Annotated in this window: 21 protein-coding genes; 2 read left to right on the top strand and 19 right to left on the bottom strand. The window is 64.6% G+C overall.

All coding sequences use genetic code 11. From position 1 onward, the window contains the following. Positions 1-17 precede the first annotated feature (17 nt). From ATE62_RS24035 to ATE62_RS12580, 16 genes are all read right to left on the bottom strand, one after another. Positions 18-140, bottom strand: a complete 123-nt coding sequence (locus ATE62_RS24035; protein ID WP_267463756.1) for a hypothetical protein — start codon at positions 138-140, stop codon at positions 18-20. A 69-nt stretch (positions 141-209) separates the two neighbouring features. Continuing rightward, a complete protein-coding gene (locus ATE62_RS24030; protein ID WP_267463757.1) occupies positions 210-332 on the bottom strand; it encodes a hypothetical protein in 123 nt (40 codons plus the stop codon). A 97-nt stretch (positions 333-429) separates the two neighbouring features. Continuing rightward, on the bottom strand, positions 430-1,053 hold the full coding sequence (locus tag ATE62_RS12645; RefSeq protein ID WP_058818522.1) for a GntR family transcriptional regulator: 624 nt from the start codon (positions 1,051-1,053) through the stop codon (positions 430-432). Further along, positions 1,050-1,967, bottom strand: coding sequence for a phytanoyl-CoA dioxygenase family protein (locus tag ATE62_RS12640; RefSeq protein WP_058807764.1), 918 nt, complete (start codon positions 1,965-1,967; stop codon positions 1,050-1,052). Before ATE62_RS12640 ends, ATE62_RS12645 begins: the two co-directional genes overlap by 4 nt. Positions 1,968-1,977: 10 nt before the next feature. After that, positions 1,978-2,592, bottom strand: a complete 615-nt coding sequence (locus ATE62_RS12635; RefSeq protein WP_058807763.1) for an acyl-homoserine-lactone synthase — start codon at positions 2,590-2,592, stop codon at positions 1,978-1,980. Positions 2,593-2,681: 89 nt separating this feature from the next. Then, entirely contained in the window at positions 2,682-3,416 is a 735-nt protein-coding gene (locus tag ATE62_RS12630; RefSeq protein WP_058807762.1) for a helix-turn-helix transcriptional regulator, read from the bottom strand. A 285-nt stretch (positions 3,417-3,701) separates the two neighbouring features. Beyond that, complete coding sequence (locus ATE62_RS12625) at positions 3,702-4,487, bottom strand: NUDIX hydrolase (RefSeq protein WP_058807761.1); 786 nt, start codon at positions 4,485-4,487, stop codon at positions 3,702-3,704. Positions 4,488-4,538: 51 nt separating this feature from the next. After that, positions 4,539-5,561, bottom strand: coding sequence for an alpha/beta hydrolase (locus ATE62_RS12620; protein WP_082662786.1), 1,023 nt, complete (start codon positions 5,559-5,561; stop codon positions 4,539-4,541). Between the two features lie 16 nt (positions 5,562-5,577). Further along, the gene (locus ATE62_RS12615) at positions 5,578-7,185 is read right to left on the bottom strand and encodes a flavin-containing monooxygenase (RefSeq protein ID WP_058807760.1); all 1,608 of its coding nucleotides are present in this window, start codon (positions 7,183-7,185) and stop codon (positions 5,578-5,580) included. After that, positions 7,182-8,795, bottom strand: coding sequence for an acyl-CoA synthetase (locus ATE62_RS12610; RefSeq protein ID WP_058807759.1), 1,614 nt, complete (start codon positions 8,793-8,795; stop codon positions 7,182-7,184). Before ATE62_RS12610 ends, ATE62_RS12615 begins: the two co-directional genes overlap by 4 nt. A gap of 19 nt (positions 8,796-8,814) precedes the next feature. Next, complete coding sequence (locus ATE62_RS12605) at positions 8,815-9,909, bottom strand: acyl-CoA dehydrogenase family protein (RefSeq protein ID WP_058807758.1); 1,095 nt, start codon at positions 9,907-9,909, stop codon at positions 8,815-8,817. After that, the gene (locus ATE62_RS12600) at positions 9,909-11,132 is read right to left on the bottom strand and encodes an acyl-CoA dehydrogenase family protein (protein WP_058807757.1); all 1,224 of its coding nucleotides are present in this window, start codon (positions 11,130-11,132) and stop codon (positions 9,909-9,911) included. Before ATE62_RS12600 ends, ATE62_RS12605 begins: the two co-directional genes overlap by 1 nt. Beyond that, positions 11,129-11,605 carry a Zn-ribbon domain-containing OB-fold protein gene (locus ATE62_RS12595; protein ID WP_058807756.1) on the bottom strand — a complete coding sequence of 159 codons (477 nt, stop codon included), beginning with the start codon at positions 11,603-11,605 and terminating at the stop codon, positions 11,129-11,131. The genes ATE62_RS12600 and ATE62_RS12595 overlap by 4 nt, the downstream gene beginning before the upstream one ends. Further along, positions 11,602-12,777 carry a thiolase C-terminal domain-containing protein gene (locus ATE62_RS12590; RefSeq protein WP_058807755.1) on the bottom strand — a complete coding sequence of 392 codons (1,176 nt, stop codon included), beginning with the start codon at positions 12,775-12,777 and terminating at the stop codon, positions 11,602-11,604. The genes ATE62_RS12595 and ATE62_RS12590 overlap by 4 nt, the downstream gene beginning before the upstream one ends. A 16-nt stretch (positions 12,778-12,793) precedes the next feature. Then, entirely contained in the window at positions 12,794-13,933 is a 1,140-nt protein-coding gene (locus ATE62_RS12585) for an NAD(P)H-dependent flavin oxidoreductase (RefSeq protein WP_058807754.1), read from the bottom strand. A gap of 13 nt (positions 13,934-13,946) precedes the next feature. After that, the gene (locus ATE62_RS12580; protein ID WP_058807753.1) at positions 13,947-14,732 is read right to left on the bottom strand and encodes a FadR/GntR family transcriptional regulator; all 786 of its coding nucleotides are present in this window, start codon (positions 14,730-14,732) and stop codon (positions 13,947-13,949) included. 373 nt (positions 14,733-15,105) lie between these two features. On the opposite strand from ATE62_RS12580, the gene ATE62_RS12575 reads away from it, so the two are divergent. Both ATE62_RS12575 and ATE62_RS12570 read left to right on the top strand, forming a co-directional pair. Continuing rightward, positions 15,106-16,164, top strand: coding sequence for a cytochrome P450 (locus ATE62_RS12575; protein ID WP_231736261.1), 1,059 nt, complete (start codon positions 15,106-15,108; stop codon positions 16,162-16,164). Between the two features lie 29 nt (positions 16,165-16,193). Then, complete coding sequence (locus ATE62_RS12570) at positions 16,194-16,520, top strand: 2Fe-2S iron-sulfur cluster-binding protein (protein ID WP_058807751.1); 327 nt, start codon at positions 16,194-16,196, stop codon at positions 16,518-16,520. 247 nt (positions 16,521-16,767) lie between these two features. Here ATE62_RS12570 and ATE62_RS12565 read toward each other — a convergent pair whose 3' ends face one another. The 3 genes from ATE62_RS12565 to ATE62_RS12555 all read right to left on the bottom strand — a co-directional run bounded on the left by ATE62_RS12565 (position 16,768) and on the right by ATE62_RS12555 (position 21,016). After that, a complete protein-coding gene (locus tag ATE62_RS12565) occupies positions 16,768-17,700 on the bottom strand; it encodes a DUF2493 domain-containing protein (RefSeq protein ID WP_058807811.1) in 933 nt (310 codons plus the stop codon). Between the two features lie 308 nt (positions 17,701-18,008). Continuing rightward, complete coding sequence (locus tag ATE62_RS12560; RefSeq protein ID WP_058807750.1) at positions 18,009-19,040, bottom strand: DUF7146 domain-containing protein; 1,032 nt, start codon at positions 19,038-19,040, stop codon at positions 18,009-18,011. 11 nt (positions 19,041-19,051) lie between these two features. Then, a complete protein-coding gene (locus ATE62_RS12555) occupies positions 19,052-21,016 on the bottom strand; it encodes a strawberry notch C-terminal domain-containing protein (protein ID WP_231736262.1) in 1,965 nt (654 codons plus the stop codon). Positions 21,017-21,265: the final 249 nt, after the last annotated feature.

Below are 21,265 nucleotides of genomic sequence, written 5' to 3'. Positions count from 1 at the left end.
GGGCCCCCGGGGTGCCGTCAGTCCTGGACGAGACCGGGGCGCAGCATGCGCCCGCCGGATTCGATCGGCAGGCCTTCGTCGCCGGCGGTATCGGTCGTGACAGTGCCGAGCTCGACGAGCTCCTGGGGTTCGCGTTCCATGGTCATTTCCTTTCCTCGATCATCGAAGGGCGATGCCGGGAGCCGGCTGCCCGGCCCCCGGCGCCGTGGTCAGTCCTGGGTGAGCCCGGTGACCTTGAACTTGCCGGCACCTTCGATGCCCAGCGGATCGTCGCCGGCGGTGTCCGTCGTGACGGTGCCGAGTTCGATCAGTTCATTGGTTTCGCGATCCATGATCGTTTCCTTCCAAGATGCCGCGGAATTGCGGCTCGATCGAAGCTAGGGCGGCGGCGCCGTATAGGAATTTTATACGACTCATATCGTCCGAATATTATCGCAAGGGTTCCGAGCGCTTGCGGATCTCGGCAGCAACGCGCCCGGCGAACCCGGCTCGCCGGCGATGGAAGCGCGTGATTTTGCTGCGCAAAGCGCTCCAGCGCCCGAAGCGATAATCCTCCGCCATTGCCTTCAAAGCATCGTGCGCGTCGGCATCAACGCGGACCTCCAGCGAGCGAATTGTCATGCTCCTCTCCACCATATTGACGATCGCGGCGCGAAGTTCGCCATTCGAGCTGCCGGTCGCGATGGTCCGGAAGAGACTTTCGATCGCCTCCGGATAGGAGTCGTGAGCCGCAAGTTCGATCAGGCCGCCGGGCAAGTCAGGCCGCGGGGACCGCCCCTTGAGCGCCATCGACAGGAGCGCCCCGGCCCAGCCATAGAGGTCGACGAGATCGGCCTCGCCAAGGAGGGGCTGCCGGAACCCCTCCTGGTGCCAGCTCTCGATGATCCGCTCCCCCGAGAGGCGGTAGAGGGCATCGCGGACCGGAGTGGCGCTCGAGGCAAGCGTTCTCGAAAGCTGCGCGGCCTCGAGGCGAGTGCCTGGCGGATAGGCGCCAGACAATATGCGTGCCTTCAAATCCAGATAGACCCGCTCCATCGTGGCACCAGGGCTCATGCCGCCAACGCCCCGCGCTCGCCTTCTCCTTCCGGCGGCTGCCCGGCGACATAGTCGGCGAGAAGGGCCTGCTGATCGGGCCGGAGCGCATCGACCGCGGCGATTGGGTCGGCGGGGTAGCCATTGAACAGCACCGACGGACATTGCCCCTCGAAATTGCCGAGATTGGGACGATGCTGCGCATAGCCGGCAAGCGCCGCGAGGCCTGGCGCGAATGTCCGTGCAATCTCCGGCGGATAGGCCAGCCACTGGTTCTCGTAGGGCTTGAGCCAGCCGAGGCAGTAGCTGACGATGATTCCGCGGCGGACGCTGCCGCTCCGATTTCCGCCGGCGCCGTGCAGTGTCGAGCCGAGGAAGACGATCGCGTCGCCGGGCTGGGCCTCCGCAACGATCGGGGTTTCCTTCGATTCCTCCACCAACGCTTCGACGCCATGGCTGTCCGGCCAGATGATCGTCGCGCCATTCTCCTCGGTGAAGGGGGTAAGCGGCCACATGACATTGACGAGATATTCGACCTCGCCAAGCGCACCCTGCCACATATTCTGGTCACGGTGCGGGAATTGCGCGAGAGCGCCGGGATGAAGCTCGATCGCCTGGGTGAGATTGAGCTGGATCCGGTCGCACCAGTTCCCGAGTACGATCTCGGCGAGCTCGAGGACGGCAGAGTTCATGACCAGATCGGCCATATGTGGCGAGCGGATCAGAAGGCGGCCGAACCGCTTGGTCCTTGTCCCGTAGAAGCCGCCTTCACAAAAAGGCGTCGCCTCGTAGCGTGGCCCGAGATCCTCGGCGATCGCGCCGATTAGCGAAGCCGGAACGGCGTCGCGGAGAACCGTATAGCCCCTTCCCATGAGGTCGCGGGCTGCCGGGGATCGAGGCGAACGTGCGTCGAGCGCAGCATGATTGATCAGCATCGTTCTCTCCTCACGCGGCGCAGGCGGCGTCGGTCGCCGCGGCGTCGCTGGCGATGCCGGCCGCAGCGAGCTTGGCAATCGTCGAGGCGTCGATCTCGATCCGCAGCGCCGCGAGCGCTTGTCCCCGATGGAGCACGGGTTCGCCAAGGGCGCGGCAGTCCCAGCCGAAAGTCTGGATCTGGCGGAACCAAGGGAGCTCGGCGACGCCGGTGTAGGTGCGTACGCCATTGGCGAGGGCGAACTCGGCGAGGCCTACCAGGAGCGCGTCGCGTGCGATCCTGCGCTCGCGCGCCCCGATGCCCGGCGACAGGCAGAAGCGCGTGATCTCGAGCACATCGGGACCTTGCGGCACCTCACCCTCGACGAGACCCGGAAACAGCGTGTCGAGCAGCGCGGGCCGGGTCGTCAGCAGCAGGCGGGCCGAGGCGAGATGATCGCCCTCCTCGGTCGCGACGATCAGGTAGATCGCGTCCTCATTGTCGAACTGGTCGAGCTCGTAGCGGCCGGCGAGCGCGGGCAGGTCCCATTTCAGGAGATCGATGAAGACGCGCTTGCGCGCCTCGAACATGGATCTCAGCACCAGGTGCTCGCGGGTCCGGTTTTGTTGGTCGACGATTAGCAGCATGGATAAGCCTCCTTCTGAAAGAGGCGTTCCAATTGAACGGCTTTTCGGACCCGCACCATAGCATGATAGGGGGGTGTCCACGATTTTTCTCAGCGCTTCGCGATGTCCTCGAAGCTGATGTCGCCATCGTACAGCGCCCGCACGGTCAGCGTGATCCCGCCATTCGCCTCATAACGCTGGCGCGCATTGCGCAGATGCTCGCGGACCGTATCGGGACTGAGACCGAGAATAAGCCCGATCTTCCAGACCGGTTCCCCCTTGGCGGCCCATATCAGGCATTCGCGCTGCCGATCGGTGAGCCGCGGCGCGATGCGCGCGAGGGCCGGATTGCCGATTTGCCGCGCAGCATCGAAGGCCGCGCCTCCGATCATGCGAGCGAACTGCAGCGCATCGGCGTTCGCCGCGATCCCCGGCTTCCAGGCGAACGATACCGATCCATGCGCATCGCCGGGAATATGAGCGGGGACCGTGAGCCCGTCGCCAATGCCGTGCCGTAGCGCCTCGCCGAGGATCATCTCGTCCTCGCGCCGTTCGCCTGCCAACGGCTTCATATCGTGCCACAGGAACCCCGCCGAACTCCGCTGGCTCGCACGATGGACCGGATCGGTCACGCCGAGTTTCCGCTCGTCGAACCAATGCGCCCATTCCTCGGGATAGTTATGGATGCGAATGCCGCGATCGGGCGCAGCGAGAAAATCGACGTGATGGCTCAGCGCGAACCAGGAGCAGCCCATGGCGCGGCAGGCCTCTGACAGGAGGTCGGCGAGCGCCGCCCCGTCCTTTACATGACTGACGTCGAGCGCAAATGCATGCGCGGCGTCCATCGTCGGCATTATGACCTATAGCGCGCCGACCGGCGTTTCCGACCTGCCCGGTCCGCGTGCTCCTCGTCAGTGCAGGCGACCCCTGCCCTCTCACAAGGCTGGCCGGCCCGCAACGGTCGATCGCCGCTGGTCAAGGCGATCTTGGGAGAATCTGAAAATGCGGGACAAGTCCATATTATTCAAATATATTCGGAAGATATAACCAGATTGAGGCCATTATTTCGAGAGATCGGCCGGCGTTCGACCGATTTCAACCTTCGCCCGCTAGCGGCAGGTCCCCTGGAATCAGGCGCCCAGATTCTTCAGGGGCATCGAAACGGGACCGTATCCAGCGTCGGGCGGCAGCACCAGAACGGGTTCTCCATTCTCTTCCGAGACCTCGGGCAGCACGGTCACGAGCCTGCGTTGCCTTGCGCGCGAAATGCAATCCTCCGCACTTTCTGCCTCGGCGAGCAGCTGCAGGTTCATCAAGGTCGGAAAGATGATGGTCCGCTCGCCCGCCGCCGCCAATCGGATCGCCTCCCGCGGCGAGATCCATTCCACATCGACGGTCTCGCGTCCGTCACAGGCCGCCACCTGTCTCGGCGGCGCGCTTATGGTGTAGAACCAGGTATCGAACCGCTTGGGCATGATAATCGGGGTAATCCACCGGGCGAAGGTGGCAAGTGCATCGAGATCGAGGCGCACGCCCAATTCGCGAACCACATCGATGAAAGCGATTTCGCCCGTCTCGACCGCGCTGCGCGCCGATGCGTCGCAAGCGCCCTCAAACGGCGCGCCTTGGGCGGTCTGCGCCAGCAGAATCCCCGTTTCCTCGAATGCCTCGCGGATCGCCCCGATGCGCAGGGTTCGCTGGACCGCATCCAGATTGTTCCACCCGATCGCATGCTCGGACCAACGCTCGTCCTTGTCGCCATCATGCGTCTTGCCGCCTGGAAAGACCAAGGCTCCGGATGCAAAATCGATCTGGTGATGGCGCTTGACCATCAGGACCTGAAACTCGGGCTGGTCGCGGACCAGGAGCAACGTCGCGGCGGGCTTCGGTTCGGGAACCTGGGGTGCATTGGTCATATGTGTCTCCTTGGGTCGAGCTGCATCGAAACACTTTGGTGCGCGCGCAATTCAGTTGCTTCCCGCCGTGCCCATCGGGTCCTGCCGAACATCTGCTGCTGCCGCGCGCATCGAACCGTCACCCTTGGACCACTCTTCGATCAGTGCCCGCAAGGCAGCGGCAAAGGCGAGAGGTTGGTCGAGCATCAAGTGATGTTGTGCGTCCGGAATCGCGATGATGGGGATATCTTCCCCTCCCAGTTCGCGCACGTAGAGGTGGGAATCGGGCGTGAAGAGCTGGCTCTGCTCGCCGTGGACAATCGCCTTTCGACCAGGTGCGGCGATCAGCCGGGGACCGATTTCGAGCCACAGGCGGCGAGAATTGTCGCGCCGGAAGACTGCCGGGGAGAATTTCCACACCCACTCGGCCCGTTGGCGGCGGAGCGCATGATAGGCCATGTAATCCATCAGAAAAGGTTCGCCCACCGGCTGTGGCGGGGCCAGCACGAACCTGGACCGCGCACTCGCGTAATCGGGATAGCGCCGATGAGGCTTGTCGGGATCGCCCGAGCCGGGACTGCTGCGGCCGTTGCTCCAATATTTTTCCAGTTCCGACGGGCGTAGAATCATCATGTCACAGATTATCACTCCCGCAAATGCGGCCGGCGCGAGTTCGAGAGCCTGCAGGGCTACGGCCGACCCGAAGCTGTGCGCTACCAGGATGGGTTTGCGAGCGTGGCCGAACAGGCCAAGGGCATTGGCGACCCCGATCATCTCGCGCCCGCGCGCCGCCATGTCGCAGTCGGGGCGCACGTCGCTGTCGCCCATGCCGGAAAGATCGTAGGCGACTATGTGGTAATCGCGGGACAGGAATGGCGCGATGAAGGCAAAGCAGCGGGCGTGCGACAGGAAGCCGTGGGTCATCAGGACCGGCGGCGCCGCGGGATTACCCCATCGGAAATAGTGAATGCGCACGCCATCGACTGTCACGAAGCCTTCCTCGCGCGGAACCGCCAGCGCCGCGACAAACCAGTCCGGCAGGACCGACGGGTCAGATACCCATTCTTGCACGATATCGGGGACAGTCTCGGTCATCGGTCGTTGCTTTCGTTCATGCCAGCGCGAAGCCGCGATACCCGTCCGCTGCCACGTCTTCGGAAATCTTGGCGAAACCGATCACGCTGGGATAGTTGAGCAATTGTCGAGGTTTACCAGGAATATTGTCGCCCATGTACCAGGACATTGCCCGGGGAAAGAGCGTCATGGACCCGATCGCGGCGACCCCCTCGGTCCATTCACGCTCGGCATCCTCTTCCGCTTCAAACCGCGTGAAGCCGCGGTCGCGCAGCGTCACCAGAAAATCCCGGACCCAGTCCCCCTGGATTTCCGCTGCCGTCGGGCCGTTGGCGAAACCCGACGGGCTCAGCGGCCCGTAGAGATAGGCCAGGTTGGGGAAGCCGTGCACGGCATAGCCGAGATAGGCAGTCACCTGTTCGCGCCAGGTGTCGGCAAGTCTGAGATCATTCCGGCCCCGAATATCGATCTGCATCAGGCCGCCGCGTCCGGCATCGAAGCCGGTAGCGAAAACGATCAGGTCGCATTCGATCAACCCGTCGTCGGTTTCGATCCCCTCGGCTATGATCCGCTGCACCGGTGTCCGCGCGAGGTCCACCAGCGCGACATTTTCCTGAGCGAATATCTCGTAATAGTTTCGCTCGAGCGAGGGACGCTTGGTTCCGAACGGGTGCGGCGGTTCGCTTGGTGCCAGGGTTTCGTGCAAGGCCGGATCGGCAATTCGCGCCCTCACCTTGTCGCGCCAGAAATCATAGGCGTGGCGGTTGGCTTGTTCGCTGGTCAGCAGATCGGCGAAATTGGCGTACCAGAAACGCAAACCCCCAGCCTGCCATTGCTTTTCGAACAAGCATCGCCTTGCCTCCGCATCGACATCGAGCGCCGAAGTGTCGACGCTGCCCGTATCGAAACCGCCAGAGGTCTGAAGGCGAGCTGCAAAGATCGCCGGATAGCCAAGCTTCTCCCGCTCCTGTTGCGCGATCGTCAGAGTTTCCTGTCGCATCGGCAGCGCGAGGATTGGCGTGCGCTGCAGCAGGGTGACCTGCGCCGCTTCGGCGGCCGCTTCCTGCGCCACCTGGACTCCGCTGGCTCCGGTGCCGATGATCGCCACCTTCCGGCCGGCCATGGACAGCCCCTGCTGCGGCCAGTGCGCCGTGTGGTGCCATTCCCCCGCGAAGCTTTCCAATCCCGCGATCTCGGGCACATGGGCCTGTGCCGCAAAGCCAAGGCATGGCAGCAGGTAGCGCGCCCGCAACATATCGCCGCCGTCCGTCGTCACGCGCCAGATGCGCTCGCTCTCGTCCCAGTGGGCGCTTGCCACCCGGGTCCCCATGGTGATGTGCGACCAGAGCGACAGGCGGTCGCAGACATGGCGGAAATAGGCGCGCAGCTCACGCCATCCGGGATAGCGTTCGCGCCAGGTCCAGTCGCGCCACAGCTCGGGGATCGAATATTCGTAGATCGGCACCTGCGAATCGACGCGCGCGCCGGGATAGCAATTCCAGTACCAGATGCCGCCCGGCTCGTCGGCTGCATCGATCAGCCTCGCATCGAAGCCCGCCTCGCGCAACCGGTGGAGCAGGTAGACCCCGCTGAAGCCGGCGCCGACGATCAACGCCTCACAGTCGCCAACCGGTCCGTTGTTCACGTCGTCGCGCCTTGCGATATCGCGAAGTCTCTTACCGCGGCATAGTCGGCCTTTCCGTTCGACGCGCGCAGCGGGATGGTGGCACGGTAAACCGACTTCGGGGTCTTGTAGCCCGCCAGACGCTTGCGGACGTGCGCCTTGATCTCGGTCTCGTCGAACTCGGCGCTCTCCTCGAGGCGAACCACCGCGGTCACCGCCTGGCCCCATTTCTCGTCCGGTACGCCAACGACGAGCGCATCGGACACGGACTTATGGGTCTTGAGCACCTCCTCGACTTCCTCGGGATAGACTTTTTCGCCGGCCGTGTTGATGCAGACGCTTCCCCGTCCAAGCAGAGTGAGGCTGCCATCGGCCTCCACCCGGCACCAGTCGCCGGGGATCGAGTAGCGCACACCGTCAATGGTCCGAAACGTCTTCGCAGACTTTTCCGGGTCCTTGTAATAGCCTGCCGGTATGGCGCCCTTGCGGGCAATGAAGCCGGGAATCCCGCTCCCCGCTTCGACCCTGGCGTCATTTTCGTCGAATATGTCGCAATGCTCGCCGATCACGAACCTCGCGGTCTGGACGGACCCCTGAGCGGTGGTCACCGACAGTCCGTAACCCAGCCCTTCGGATGCACCGAAGGCGTCCATCAACGCCACTTGCCGGATGTGCCGGATCAACCCTTCCTTGACCTCGCGGCTCCACATGACGCCCGATGAGATGATCGAGCCCAGGCTTGAGGTATCGAATTGCTCCGGCGCGTCGTCCAGAGCGGCCAGCATTGGCTTGGCGAAGGCATCGCCGACGATCGCGATGGACTGCACGGCGTGCTTCTCGACTCCGCGCCATAGCTCGGCTGCATCGAACGACGGACTGTCGAGCGTGACGATGCAGCCACCTCCCATCATCGCGCCGAGGGCAGATAGAAGGCCGGTTCCATGCATCATCGGGCAGGCAGGGAGAAAGATCCGGCCAGGGCCGTCGGCGCGGATCATATCGACCGTATCATCCAGGTCCAGGGGCGCCGGGCCGAGCAAACCGGCGGTATCGAGTTGCGCCCTCCGAAGGTCGTCGTGCCGCCACATCACACCTTTGGGCATGCCCGTGGTGCCGCCCGTGTAGATGAACAGCATGTCGTCGGGAGAACGGACCACGTCCAGCCGCGATCCGTCTCCTTGCGTCGCCAGTGCTTCATAGGGTTCGGCAAAAGAGGCGATTTCCGCCGGATCGCCGATTTCGACAAAGATCCGGACCTTGCCGAGGCGGTCCTTCAGTTCGACGATGCAATCGCGGAATTCGCTGCTGTAGACGATCACCTCGGCATCGGAATCGTCGAAGATGTAAAGCACCTCGTCGGGCTTGTAACGATAGTTGATATTGACGTGGGTCAGCCGAGCCTTGAAGCAGGCCGCCATCGTTTCGCCATATTCCGGGCGGTTCCGCATGTAGAAGGCGACCTTGGCCCCGGCTTCGATCCCCTCATTGCGCAGCGCGCGCCCAAGATTGTTGGACCGGGCGGACATTTCCGGCCAGGTGATCAGCCGGTCCCCATGGATCAGCGCGGGGGCGTCGTGCGGGAGCACGGGTTCGATCGCATCGAGAATGTCGCCAAAGTTCCAAGCAGTCATTCTCTTCCTCTCTCCCGCCTTATCGTGTCGCCGCGTTCAATCCTTGAAGCTGCGCCGCTTCAGCCCTGACCCGCTCCGGTCCGCCCAGAAGCTGGCGGTCGAAGCCGATCCGCTTGAACCAGAAGTGCAGACCAAGCAGGTCGGTAAAGCCCATGCCGCCGTGCACCTCCGTAGCCGTCCTCGCCACGAAGCGGTGGACCTCGCCTGTATGCGATTTCGCGAAACAGGCCGTGAGTGCCGCCTCGTCGGGAAGGACGTCGAAGGCATGCGCGGCGTACCACACCAACGCACGGCATGGTTCGTGCCGCGCCGCCATCTCGGCGCACATGTGCTTGACCGCCTGAAAACTGCCGATGACCCGCCCGAACTGCTCACGCTCTGCGGCATAGGCAACCGCCTGCTCGATCATCGCTTCGCCCGCGCCAAGGCTATCTGCCGCTAGCAATATCCGGCCGGCGTCGCGCAGCCGCCGCGTCGCAAGTCCGCCGTCGTCGGCAAGGGGCTCGGCCGCCGCGCCGGTCAACCGCAATTCTCCTACGCTTCGCGTCGCATCGATCGTCTGCAAGGCGATCGGTTCGACCCCGGTCGTCGCGGCAGCAAGCAGGTGAAGGCGCCCCGACGCATCGGCGACAATGAAATGGTCCGCCCCCTCGAAGTCGAGCGCGAACAGCGCGGTGCCGGTCAGCCCGCCGTCTTCGATCCGGACCGAAGCACCATCACGCTCTTCGACGATGCCTGCGATCGCGACGCCGAAGCGCGCCGCGCCGGAGGCAATCCGGGGTAGCCAGTCGGCCTGCTGCGCGGGCGAGCCTGCCAGCATCAGCGCGAGCGGGGCGAGCACGCTGCGCCCCAGAAACGGTACGGGCGCCACGGCCCGACCGAGCTGTTCGGCGACCACCGCCGCATCGAGCATCGTCATTCCCAGTCCGCCATGCGCTTCGGGAACCATCAGGCCGGTCAGCCCGATTTCATGGAAAGCAGCCATGACACGATCGCTGACCGCGCTGCCCGCATCCACACAGAAGCGCACATGATCGAGGGGGCAGGTTTCCGCGAGGCAGCGCCGGACCGTTTCGCCGAGCATCTCCTGTTCGGAGGAAAGACCGAAATCCATCAGGCCACGTCCTTCCGGCCCTCGGCAGAGGCCAGCGCAAGTCGCGGCTCGCGCGGCATGTCGAGGCCACGTTCGGCGATGATGTTCTTCTGAATCTGGGCCGTGCCGCCGCCGATGATGAGACCCAGCTGGAACATGTAGTTCCACTGCCATGTCCCGCCCTCGCGCACGCGCGGACTGTCGCTGTAGAGGATGCCCATTTCGCCCATCGCGTCGATCGCCAGGGCCGAGATCTGATGCGCCAGCTCGCAACTCTGCAGCTTGACGATCAGCTTCGCCATGCCCCCCGCGTCGCCCTTGAGCTGGTTCGAAAGCACGCGCATCCCGTTGTACTTCATCGCCGCGACCTCCGCCTGCAGGGCGACGAGGCGGTCGCGCAGCACGGGATCGTCTATCGCCCGGGCCGATCCGACCCGTTCGTCCCGCATCAGCCGGATCAGGGCCAGCAACCTGTTTTCAAGGGCATCGGGATCGCCCAGCATCCCGCGTTCATGGCCAAGCGTGGCATTGGCGACAAACCAGCCCTGGCCGCGCTGGCCCACGATCTGATCGACCGGTACCCGGACGTCGGTGAAGAAGGTCTCGTTGAATTCGGCGCGTCCGGTCATCGTCTTGAGCGGACGAACCTCGATCCCCGGCAGATCCATCGGGAAGATCAGATAGGAAATACCCGCGTGCTTGGGCGCCTCGGCCTCGGTCCGCACCAGACAGAAGATCATGTCGGCCTGCCGCGCGGTACTGGTCCAGATCTTCTGCCCGTTGATCACGAAGTGACCATCTTCCTCGCGGGCGCTGGTGCGCAGGCTGGCAAGATCCGACCCTGCGCCGGGTTCCGAATAGCCTTGGCACCAGACGATTTCGCCCCGCAAGGTCGGCTCGATCCAGCGGCGCTTCTGCTCTTCGGTGCCCAGCTCGAGCAGCGTGGGAACAAGCATCGAAATGCCCTGGTTGGAAAGCCCGGCCGGGACGCCCGCGCGGGCGAACTCCTCCGCGATGATCCGGGCCTTCAATATATCGGGTTCGGCCCCGTAGCCGCCATATTCTCCCGGGATGGTCCTGGCGGTGTAGCCATGCTCGATCAGCAGCTTCTGCCAGGCAACCGCAGCGGCATCGGGCCGGGCGGCGCGCTGCGACGCGTGCGGTGCGCGGTGCCTGTTGCCGGCGAGAAAATCGCGCACTTCGTCGCGGAAGCGCTCATATTCGGGCCCATATTCGAGGTTCATGGCGCAATGTCTCCAGGCGCGGCCGGCTGGAACACCGGCAACCGGAAATCGTCGCCCAGCGTCTCGAAGGTCAGTTCGACCGGCATGTCGAGTTCGAGCGCGTCGGGAGAGCATTCGATCAGTCTCGAGGCCATCCGCACCCCTTCCTCGAGCTCGACGACCGCGGCAACGAGCGGGATTTCGTCGGCGAAAGCCGGGTGCAGGGCCTGATGCGTAACGGTCCAAGAGAATAAGGTGCCTTTGCCGCTGCTGGGCTGCCAGGCGAAATCGGGGGAGCCGCAGCGTGCACACATATAGCGGGGAAGGTGCCGCCAGGTGCCGCAGGAGGCGCAACGCTGGAAATGCAGCCGGCCGTCCTGGCACAATCTCCAGAATTCCTGTTCGACGGGGTCCTGCGGACGCGGACGCGGCTTCGCCGGAACGGCCTGCGCATCGGGGCGCAGCTTGGGAGGAAGTTCGCTATCCCCGCTCATGAGAACCTCCGCAAGATGGCGATGCTGCCGTCGCCCAGATCGCCCCAGCCGGTGACGAGGCCGGTCTGGGCGTTCTCGACCTGCCGATCTCCGCAGTCATGGCGCAGCTGGCGGACCGCCTCGACCACATGGTTGAGGCCCCAGACATGGGCCTCGCTGAGCAGTCCGCCATGGGTATTGAGTGGATAGCGCCCGCCCAGCTCGATCTGCCCGTCCCGGACGAAATCGAGCTGCCCGCCCGGCTCGCAGTACCCCAGCGCTTCGAGCTGCAGCAGCACGACATAAGTGAAACAGTCGTAGATTTGCAGGAAATCCATGTCCTCGCGGGTCATGCCGGCCATCGCGAACGCTTTCGGAGCGGCGTAGGAGAGTCCGATCTTGAACGGATCCGGGCGGGAGGGAATGTCGTCGGCGGGATAGGGGTGCCCTTCGGCCGCTCCGGCGATCGTCACGGGCACGTGCGGCATGTCGCGCGCGCGGTCGATCCGCGAGACCACCACCGCGCAGGCTCCGTCGGTTTCGAGGCAGCAATCATAAAGCCGAAAGGGTTCGGAGATCCAGCGGGAGGTCGCGTAGGTATCCCAGTCCAATGGCCGCCCGTAGGTATAGGCCCTGGGATTCAGCTGGGCATGTTTTCGGCAGGCCAGCGCCACGGCGCCCATTGCCTCCGGCCCTACTCCGAACAGCCGCGAGTGGCGGGTCGCCAGCCAGGCGTACATCTGCACCGGCAGAAACACACCATAGGGGATGTAATAGCCCTGGATCGTGTTGGTGAGCGTGGTCATGTTCATCGACCGGGTCGGCGGTGCGCCGGCTTTTGGTCGCAGCGCGGAAAAACCGTTCCAGCCAAGCGTGACAAGAACATGGTCGCACAGACCAGACGCGATAGCCATGGCCGCATTTTGCAGTGCGGTCGTGGGACTGGCTCCGCCCATGTGGACGGTGGCTGCGTAACGCAGCACGTGGATCCCCAAATTGGCGGCCATTTCCTCCGAGGTCGTATAGATCGGCGGCGGGACCATGCCGTCGATGTCTCCCGGTTTGAGCCCCGCGTCGGCGATCGCGCGACGCGAGGCCTCCAGCATCATGTCGACCGCGCTGCGTTCGCTGCCCTTGACGAAATCGGTCTCGCCAATTCCGGTAATCGCGGCCTTGTCGGAAAAACCGTTCACGCGCCTCGCCACCGGGTCAGCGAAAACGGCTGGCCAGCGCGAGGGCCTTCTCGGCCTCGGAAACCAGATCGGCCATGACCGAAGCCGCGGGGCGCACCGCGTGGATCAGGCCGATGCCCTGCCCGGCGAACCCGGGGAGAATATCTTTGCGCCTTGCCTCGATACCGGCGGCCATGACCGGGCCGGCGATCATCGACTGATATGGCATCGGCAAAGGTTCCTTGCCTGCCGCGACCCACGCGTCAGCCCATTTGTTCCGGATCATTCGTGCCGGCTTGCCGGTGATCGAACGACTGACCACGGTATCGGAATCGCCGCCTTCGACGATCGCCTCCTTCTGGAAGTCCTCGATCCCCGCCTCTTCCGTGGCAAGGAATGCCGTGCCAACCCAGGCCCCTTCGGCACCCAGCATGAAGGCAGCGGCGACCCCCCGGCCATCGGATATGCCGCCCGCGCCGAGCACCGGCACCCTGTCGCCGACGGCATCGACCACCTGCGGGATCAGCGAGATCGTCCCGATCGGCGAATTATGCCCCCCGCCGTCATGGCCCTGGGCGACGATCACGTCGATACCGCTCTCGACCACCTGGCGCGCGTGCTGGACCTTGCCGACAACCGCCATGACGATGGTCCCGTTTGCGTGGAGCCGGTCCATCCACGGGCCGGGGTTACCGAGCCCGGCGGCGTAGACCGGCACCTTTTCCTCGATCACGACTTCCATCTGCGCCTCGAAGAACTCCTTCGAGAAGAGCGGCGGGCCGCCTTCTGCATCCCGTCCGCCGATCGCGCGTCGCGCCGCCTCGCTATCGGCCTTGGCCAACCCCTCGCGGGCCATGAATTCCTCAGCGAACTGGCGATATTCGGCAGCAAGCTCCATCGGATCGACGGGCGCCGCGCCATCTGGGGCGGGCTTGCCGCGGCGTACCGAGGCAGGGAGCAGCGTATCGACCCCGAACGGTTTGTCTGTCAGTTCGCGGATCTGGCGAATCCATGCCCGCAGCCGCTCGGGCGCGCAGGCCGCGGCGCCAAGCACGCCCAGCCCGCCGGCATTGGAAACCGCAGCCGCCAGCGCCGGAACGCTTGCCCCGCCCATTCCCGCAAGCACGATCGGGTAATCGATCTTCAGCAACTCACAAATGCGGCTGTTCAAGGCCATTGCCTCTCTCCCTTCAAGCTAGCCTGCTTGCGTTCCCCCAGCGCACCTTTTGCGCGAGCAGATCGGGACTGCGCTCGGCCAGGTAGGTTGTCGAACCAGCGATCAGCCGCTCCATCTGGCGGCGCGCGCCCGCCGCATCGCGCATCCGGACGGCGTGCAGCACGCGGCCAAGGCACCGCAGCTGGGTGTCGCGTTCCTGGGCCGAATAGCCCAGGCTTATCGACATGTTGCGGGTCAACAAGTGCAGTGCGGAGACAAGCAGGCCAAATGTGGGGTTGCCGCTGGCCCAGCCCAGCAGATCGTGAAACCGGCGATTGGTTTCCTCGAATTCCGCTCCGTCTCGCTCGCGCTCGAGTCGTCCCAGGCAATCCTCGAGCGCGGCGAGATCCGCGACGGTTGCCATTTCGGCCGCCCGCGCCGCAACCGTCGGGGCGACCGCCTCGCGCAACTCGAGCAGCGCCCGAAGATCGGTGTCCATGAATTGGAGGATCAACGCCATCGAACTGGCGAAATCGGCGGTCTGGGGTCGCGTGATGACCGGCCCGCCCCCCCGGCCCTGGGCGAGGTGGATGACACCCTGCAATTCAAGAAAGCGCAGCGCCTCGCGAAGCGTTGCCCGCGCCACATCGTAGCGCGCCAGCATGACGTCTTCGGGGGGCAGCCGGTCTCCGGGTCCTTGCGCCCTGCTCTCGATATCATCGACTATTTCGCGAGCCAGCACCAGCGCACGCTTGGCCTTGGCCGGAGCCTGGCCACTGCCGAGTGCCACGGTGCGGGCGGGATTGCGGCTTGATTGCATATAATTCTGATAAGATTTCGACGAGATATTGTCAACACATGGGTCATATGCCGGGTTACTTGGGGGAGTGACCCGTAAAAGCTTATACTATTATTGACGAATCGGCATGTTTCTCCTATGCCGCACCCGACACAGGAAAGGGAGTGGCGCGGTCATGGCTACGCGATCGATGCAGTCCGGTCCGGATCGCGAAGAACCGGACCGCCCAATTGCCGAAATCCCGCTTGCGGAAATCGACGTCTCTCGTCCGAGCCTGTTCCAGAGCGACAAGGTCGGAGCCTTCTTCGAGCGGTTGCGGCGCGAGGATCCGGTGCATTATTGTTCGGAGAGCGCCTTCGGACCCTATTGGTCGATCACCAGGTACAACGACATCATGGCGGTCGATACCAATCACAAGCTGTTTTCGTCCGAAGCCAAGTTGGGCGGCATCGCCATCCAGGACATGCACAACGACGCGACCAATCTCGAGCTCGAAATGTTCATCGCGATGGACCAGCCCAAGCATGACGCGCAGCGCAAGGCGGTTACGCCGGCAGTGGCACCATCCAACCTGCTGTTGCTCGAACCGGTGATCCGCGAACGGGCCGGGGCCATTCTCGATTCCCTGCCGGTGGGCGAAGAAATCGACTGGGTGAAGAGCGTTTCGGTCGAACTGACGACGATGACGCTTGCGACGCTGTTCGATTTTCCTTGGGACGAGCGGGCCAAGCTGACGCGCTGGTCGGACGTAACCACCGCGATTCCGGGATCCGGCATCGTCGAGAGCAACGAGCAGCGCCGCCAGGAGCTGATCGAGTGCGCCATGTATTTCAAGGGCCTTTGGGATCAACGCATCGACCGCTCCGAGGGTAGCGACCTGATCACGATGATGGCGAATTCGCCGGCCACGCGTGAAATGCCCTTCCTCGAATTTCTGGGCAACCTGCTCTTGCTGATCGTCGGCGGGAACGACACCACGCGCAACTCGATCAGCGGGGGTGTGATCGCGCTCAACCAGAACCCCGATCAATATGAGAAGCTGCGCCAGCACCCCTCGCTGATCGGCAGTATGGTCCCCGAGATCATCCGCTGGCAGACCCCGTTGACCCATATGCGCCGGACCGCGCTGGCGGATAGCGAGATCGGCGGAAAGCGCATCGCCAAGGGCGACAAGGTCGTCATGTGGTATCTCTCGGGCAACCGGGACGAAACGGTGATCGAGAGGCCCGAAGAATTCATCATCGACCGAAAGAACCCGCGCCAGCATCTGTCATTCGGCTACGGGATCCATCGCTGCATGGGCAACCGTCTTGCCGAACTGCAGCTGCGGATCATCTGGGAAGAGATCCACAAGCGCTTCCGCCTTGTCGAGATGGTGGGTGAGCCCGAACGCCTGCTCTCCAATCTCGTTCGCGGCATCACCCGCCTGCCGGTCAAACTTCACGCGCATTGATCGATGCACCAAGGGAAGGTCACAATCTTATGGTGAAGGTCACCTTCGTCGCCCATGACGGTCGGCGGTTTCCGGTTGAAATCGAACCTGGCATGACGGCGCGCGAGGCGGCTCTGTTCAACGAGGTTCCGGGCATCGACGGCGATTGCGGAGGCCAATGCGCCTGTGCAACTTGCCACGTCCATGTCGATCCTGCGTGGATCGACCGGGTCGGCCGCCTGGCGGATGACAGTATGGAGGCCGACTTGCTCCAATTTGCTGAGGGAACCACGACGGAAAGTCGGCTTGCCTGCCAGATCAAGCTCGATGATCGGCTCGACGGGCTTGTGCTTCGCGTCCCGGAGCAGCAATATTGACCGAGGGCCTTTAGCTGCGGCGCGGCCGCGCCGAGAGGCTGCACACCGATATCCGAGCGGGGCCGATCGGTAGGAGGGCGCCGGCAGGCTGGAAGCCTCGGATGTCCCCGACGGGCCCTTCTGCCTGCGGAAGCACGGCGCCTCCCCGGCCCGAGCGGTGCCGCGTTATAGCGTGCAGGCGGATCGATGCGGCATCGGATGCCGGCGATGAACGACGGGCGGTACGCCGCGACGGGCAATCTGCGGCTCAGCGCGTTGCGCGCCGGAAATCCCAGAGCGGGATACCCATCCGCGCCGCCTTGTCGGCGAGATTGTCCTGTATGCCGCTTCCCGGAAAGACGATGAGGCCGACGGGCAGCGCCTCGAGCATCCGGTCGTTGCGCTTGAATGGGGCCGCTTTGCCATGGCGGTTCCAGTCGGGCCGAAAGGCGACCTGCGCCACGCCCCGACTATCGGCCCAGCAGGCAGCCGCACGTTCGGCCCCCGTAGGCGCCGCCCCGTGAAGCAGGATCATGTCGACATGCCGCGCCCGAACCTTGTCCAGCGCAGTCCAGACGGCGTTGTGATCGCCGGTATCGCTTCCGCCGGTGAAAGCGATCCGCGTTCCTTCGGGTAGCAGGGCCGCGGCTTTCTCGCGAAGTCTTGCGTCGAGGAAATCGCGGCTGTCGATCAGCGATGCCGTCATCGCGCGGCGATGCGCGCGCGACCCGGTTCGCGGCGCCCAGGCCTTGCGCAGCAGGATGCGGAACTGCTCGGCGGCTGCCTCGCGGAAGAACTCCATGGTATCGCGCCGTTCGAGGAGCGAGATGCCCTCTCGGGTTGCCCGCTCGAGTTCGACCGACCGGATCTCGCTGCCGTCCTGCTCGCGCTGGAGGCGGCGCTGGAGCTGCTCATTGTCGTCGAGCGCGCGCTCGACACGTTCGCCGGCCCGGTGGAAGATGTTGACCAGGTTCCAGAGGAGGTCGTCGAGATCGGGCTCGATCCGGGTTTCGACGAGACATCCGGCCAGCGCATCGAACATGTCCGCGATCGCGCCGCCGGCAAGATGCGCGTCGGGAAGCGGTCTCGGGTCAGGTTCGTCTTCGAACGGACGGTGGCCGAAGAGCTGCATCTCCTGTAGCAAATAGGCCGTGGTGCCGGGTTCGGCGGGACAGTCGTGCGGGGTGGCGTCGCCTTGCATCATGGGTCTCCGTCTGTCCAAGCCGCGCCTCGTGCGGCCTTCGTGGCGACGGAAGGCGGCATGCGGAGCGGGGCTGCATCGCGGCGCGCCGCGACCGAAGCGCAGCGAAGGATGGCGAGCGCGCGGCTATTTTGTTTCGCGATGCAAAGGGGCCGCGAGGCCCCGGCGGAAAATAGCCGCACGCACGCCATTGTTGCCCCGCCCCGCCTGCCGCAGTCGCCCTCTCGCGAAGGCCGGGCGCGCACCGCAACAGAGAAGCCGCAAGGCTCCCACGCCGCTCGCTAACCCTCCCGGCAATCCGCCACCAATCAAAGAAGCTGCAGGCGATCCGCGGTTGCCAATTGCCGGCGGAGCGAGGCCGCCATTGCGCTTCGACCCAGCTTCCTGAGGTCAGCGTTAAAGTCGTCATTGAGCGGCTCAAGGGGAATGAGCTCGATGCCGGCCACTCCTGCGCGTTCGCGAAGCGTGGACAGTGCGACCATGCCGGCGGGATCGTCGTCAAGCGCGACATAGAGCCGCCGCAGCGCATCGGGGAACGCGATGGCGGCAAGATGCGCGCCTGACAGTCCCGCGATCATGGGCAGGGTCGGCATGACCTGGCGGATCGAGAGCATCGTCTCGATCCCTTCACCCGCTGCCATGACGGCCCCCGCAATTCCGAAGCGGACGCCATTTCCGAGAAGGTGGCCCATTGCGCGGCGCGGATCGGCAACCGGTGCCTTGTCTTTGGTCTCCGGGTCGAGCCAGGTTCGGTGGACGCCCGTGACCGAACCCGCGAGATTGGTCACCGCTGCGATCATCGCCGGCCACGCCGGCCGCCCGACCGGATCATCGTGGGTGGAAGAGCGGTAATAGCAGTGGGGGTGAAAGCGGAGAGGAGCATCGGGACAAAGCTCGGTGATCGACCGTCCGCGCAGATATTCGGCTCCAAGCGTGCCGAGGAGAGGCTTTGTCGCTGCCAGCAAACGCCGAGCCGACTCCGGCGATCCGGTCGGCGCCTTTGGCGGTCGAGGATTTCGGGGCATCTCGGGAGGCGGAGGCAGGCTCAGGAATCGACGCGCCTCATCCAGCGTCTCGCGAAACCCCGCATGGCCGCAGCTCGCGGCGATGATGTCGAGGAGATCGCCATGATCGCCGGTCGCGGCATCGGTCCATTTTCCCGGAGACCCACCGTCTCCGCTCGCGCCGAGCCGCACATAAAGACTTCGCCCGGGCGCGTTTCGAATGTCGCCAACCATCCAGTAATGGCCTTCTCGGCGGCCGTTGGAGAGATAGCGGCGGCACACAGCCTCGGCATTCTCCCCGAGGCGTCGCGATATGTCGGAAGCTGGACTGCTCATGCGGGGCTCCTTCAGGCGGCCTTGCGGTCGATGACCCGCTGGATCGGAAACCGATCGACGAGCGCATCGAACACATCGGCGCCAGCAGCCCCTGCCGGCACGTAGAGCTTGAGCTTCCACGAAACGATCTCGGAGATCAAGCCCATGGCTTTGAGCCGCTCGACGCCGAGGTCGTTGAACCCGCTGAGCTCGATGCGCCAATCGTTCATCGACCGGACGCGCCGCAGCGTCTGGCCTTCGGTAAGCTGGAACGCCACCTCGCCCGCCCCGAGTAAGCGCCATGCCTCGGCCTTGGGCAGGTCGCACGGCCCGTCGCGGACCACCGACGCCACCCAGCCTGCCGATACCTTGCGCCCGATCAGCCGCTCGCCCTCGTCGGTCTGAAGCCGGTACACGCGCGAGGACTCCTTCGGGAGTCGCTTCCAGATCGGCAGTAGGAGCCCCGACACCATGTAGAGCGTCGATGTCTCATACTCGGGGATCCCTTCGAGTTCGGCCGCCCAAACTGATCGGAACTCGCTGGCAGACGAAGGCTTCCAATGGCTCGCCTCATAATCCTCGAGATGCATGAGCGTGCGCTCGACCGGTCGCTGCAGCCCGATGCGGCGATGCACATTGCCGTCGTCGTCTATGACGCTGCGGGCACGCTGGCGCAGCGCCGCCCGGCCGGACCTCGCATTCACGACGAGTTCGCCATGCCCACCGGCCGCAAACTCGATCGCCTCGTCGAGATCGAACGGTATGATCCGGTCCTTGCTCTCGACGGTCAAAAGCTCGGTCGCCGCGCCCGTCCCGGGATGCGTGTAGATGGTCTGGCGCGACGAGACGATGAAGCTCATCGCCCGCAGGGTTTCGAGCCCGACCTCGTAAGTGCCGGATGCCATCGCCCCCTCGATCCGCGCAACGAGCAGACCCTCGAAGGCCTCGAACAGGATGTTCTGAAGATCGATGGTGAGCGCGAGCATGCGGTTGAGGAAGGTGGTGATCGGCGGCAGTTCCTCCTTGAGCCCGCCGCCCTCGTCGAGAAGTGACAGACCGGTCGCCGCCTCGAAGGTCAGCAGCGAGCATCCCTCGACCTTGCCGTCGACGAGCAGCTGGTAGAGGCGGCGAAGCGCATCGCGGGCGTAGGCGCTCTCGAGATTGTCCTCGGGCCGAAACATATTCTGGCCGCCCGTCTGACGCTGGCCGCGGGTGATCGCGCCCAGCGTGTCGAGACGACGCGCGATCGTCGAGATGAAGCGCTTTTGCGCCTTCACGTCGGTCGAGACCGGACGGAACAGCGGCGGCTGCTTCTGATTGGTGCGGTTCGTCCGGCCGAAGCCCTGGATCGCGGTGTCGGCCTTCCAGCCCGCTTCGAGCAGATAGTGGACCCTGCGGCGCTGGTTCCTGACCCCGAGGTCGGCATGATAGGAGCGCCCGGTGCCGCCGGCCTCCGAGAAGACCAGGATGCGCTTGGCATCGTCCATGAAGGCGTGGGTCTCGCCTAGGTTGGCGCTGCCGGGACGGTTCTGGACCGCGAAGCGCACGATGCCCTCGCCATCGGCCTTCGGGACGATCCGACGCGACCGGCCCGTGACCTCGGCAACCGCGTCGGGCCCGAAATGCTGGACGATCTGGTCGAGCGCACCCGGGACCGGCGGCAGCGCGGCGAGCTTCTCGATCATGGCGTCGCGGTAGCGGGCCGCTTCGCGGTTCATCACCGGGTTGCCATTGTCGTCGAACACCGGGCGCGACGAAAGATTGCCCTCGCTGTCTTCGCATGGCTCGTAGAGCTGGACCGGGAAGCTGTGCTGCAGATAGTCGAGGACATATTCGCGCGGCGTTATGTCGACCGACACATCGTCCCACTCCTCGGTCGGAATTTCCGCGAGCCGACGCTCCTGCAGCGCCTCGCCAGTCGAGACGATTTGCACGACCGCTGCATGACCGTCTTCGAGATCGCGCGCGATGCTCGCGATCGTGCTCGGCGTCTGCATCGCGGTGATGAGGTGATTGAAGAAGCGCTGCTTCGTGCTCTCGAAGGCCGAGCGCGCGGCGGACTTGGCCTGTGGGTTGAGCGTCCCATGGAGCGAGCTGGTGACCCCGGCCGCCTCCATCGCGGCGTCGAGATTGTTGTGGATGACCTGTTATCGCGAGGAAGCGGTAATGCGGAGGAGCGCGGCGTAACCGGCGAATTCCCATGATAGTGTGCGCAGTTGCTGCGCATTATATTGGTTGCGAACCTC

Origin of the sequence: Sphingopyxis sp. HIX, assembly GCF_001468285.1 — a bacterium.
Classification (GTDB): domain Bacteria; phylum Pseudomonadota; class Alphaproteobacteria; order Sphingomonadales; family Sphingomonadaceae; genus Sphingopyxis.
Note: the sequence above shows the minus strand (reverse complement) of the source record. Positions and strands in the feature narration are given on the sequence as shown.

Bases quoted from the DNA above. Each gene is read 5' to 3' on its own strand.
- ATE62_RS12575 (WP_231736261.1), top strand. From the start codon at position 15,106: ATGGCGGTCGATACCAATCACAAGCTGTTTTCGTCCGAAGCCAAGTTG.
- ATE62_RS12595 (WP_058807756.1), bottom strand. From the start codon at position 11,605: ATGAGCGGGGATAGCGAACTTCCTCCCAAGCTGCGCCCCGATGCGCAG.
- ATE62_RS12570 (WP_058807751.1), top strand. From the start codon at position 16,194: ATGGTGAAGGTCACCTTCGTCGCCCATGACGGTCGGCGGTTTCCGGTT.
- ATE62_RS12565 (WP_058807811.1), bottom strand. From the start codon at position 17,700: ATGCAAGGCGACGCCACCCCGCACGACTGTCCCGCCGAACCCGGCACC.
- ATE62_RS24035 (WP_267463756.1), bottom strand. From the start codon at position 140: ATGGAACGCGAACCCCAGGAGCTCGTCGAGCTCGGCACTGTCACGACC.
- ATE62_RS12630 (WP_058807762.1), bottom strand. From the start codon at position 3,416: ATGGACGCCGCGCATGCATTTGCGCTCGACGTCAGTCATGTAAAGGAC.
- ATE62_RS12645 (WP_058818522.1), bottom strand. From the start codon at position 1,053: ATGAGCCCTGGTGCCACGATGGAGCGGGTCTATCTGGATTTGAAGGCA.
- ATE62_RS12635 (WP_058807763.1), bottom strand. From the start codon at position 2,592: ATGCTGCTAATCGTCGACCAACAAAACCGGACCCGCGAGCACCTGGTG.
- ATE62_RS12600 (WP_058807757.1), bottom strand. From the start codon at position 11,132: ATGAACCTCGAATATGGGCCCGAATATGAGCGCTTCCGCGACGAAGTG.
- ATE62_RS12560 (WP_058807750.1), bottom strand. From the start codon at position 19,040: ATGAGCAGTCCAGCTTCCGACATATCGCGACGCCTCGGGGAGAATGCC.
- ATE62_RS24030 (WP_267463757.1), bottom strand. From the start codon at position 332: ATGGATCGCGAAACCAATGAACTGATCGAACTCGGCACCGTCACGACG.
- ATE62_RS12555 (WP_231736262.1), bottom strand. From the start codon at position 21,016: ATGCAGACGCCGAGCACGATCGCGAGCATCGCGCGCGATCTCGAAGAC.
- ATE62_RS12585 (WP_058807754.1), bottom strand. From the start codon at position 13,933: ATGGCCTTGAACAGCCGCATTTGTGAGTTGCTGAAGATCGATTACCCG.
- ATE62_RS12610 (WP_058807759.1), bottom strand. From the start codon at position 8,795: ATGACTGCTTGGAACTTTGGCGACATTCTCGATGCGATCGAACCCGTG.
- ATE62_RS12620 (WP_082662786.1), bottom strand. From the start codon at position 5,561: ATGACCGAGACTGTCCCCGATATCGTGCAAGAATGGGTATCTGACCCG.
- ATE62_RS12640 (WP_058807764.1), bottom strand. From the start codon at position 1,967: ATGCTGATCAATCATGCTGCGCTCGACGCACGTTCGCCTCGATCCCCG.
- ATE62_RS12580 (WP_058807753.1), bottom strand. From the start codon at position 14,732: ATGCAATCAAGCCGCAATCCCGCCCGCACCGTGGCACTCGGCAGTGGC.
- ATE62_RS12625 (WP_058807761.1), bottom strand. From the start codon at position 4,487: ATGACCAATGCACCCCAGGTTCCCGAACCGAAGCCCGCCGCGACGTTG.
- ATE62_RS12605 (WP_058807758.1), bottom strand. From the start codon at position 9,909: ATGGATTTCGGTCTTTCCTCCGAACAGGAGATGCTCGGCGAAACGGTC.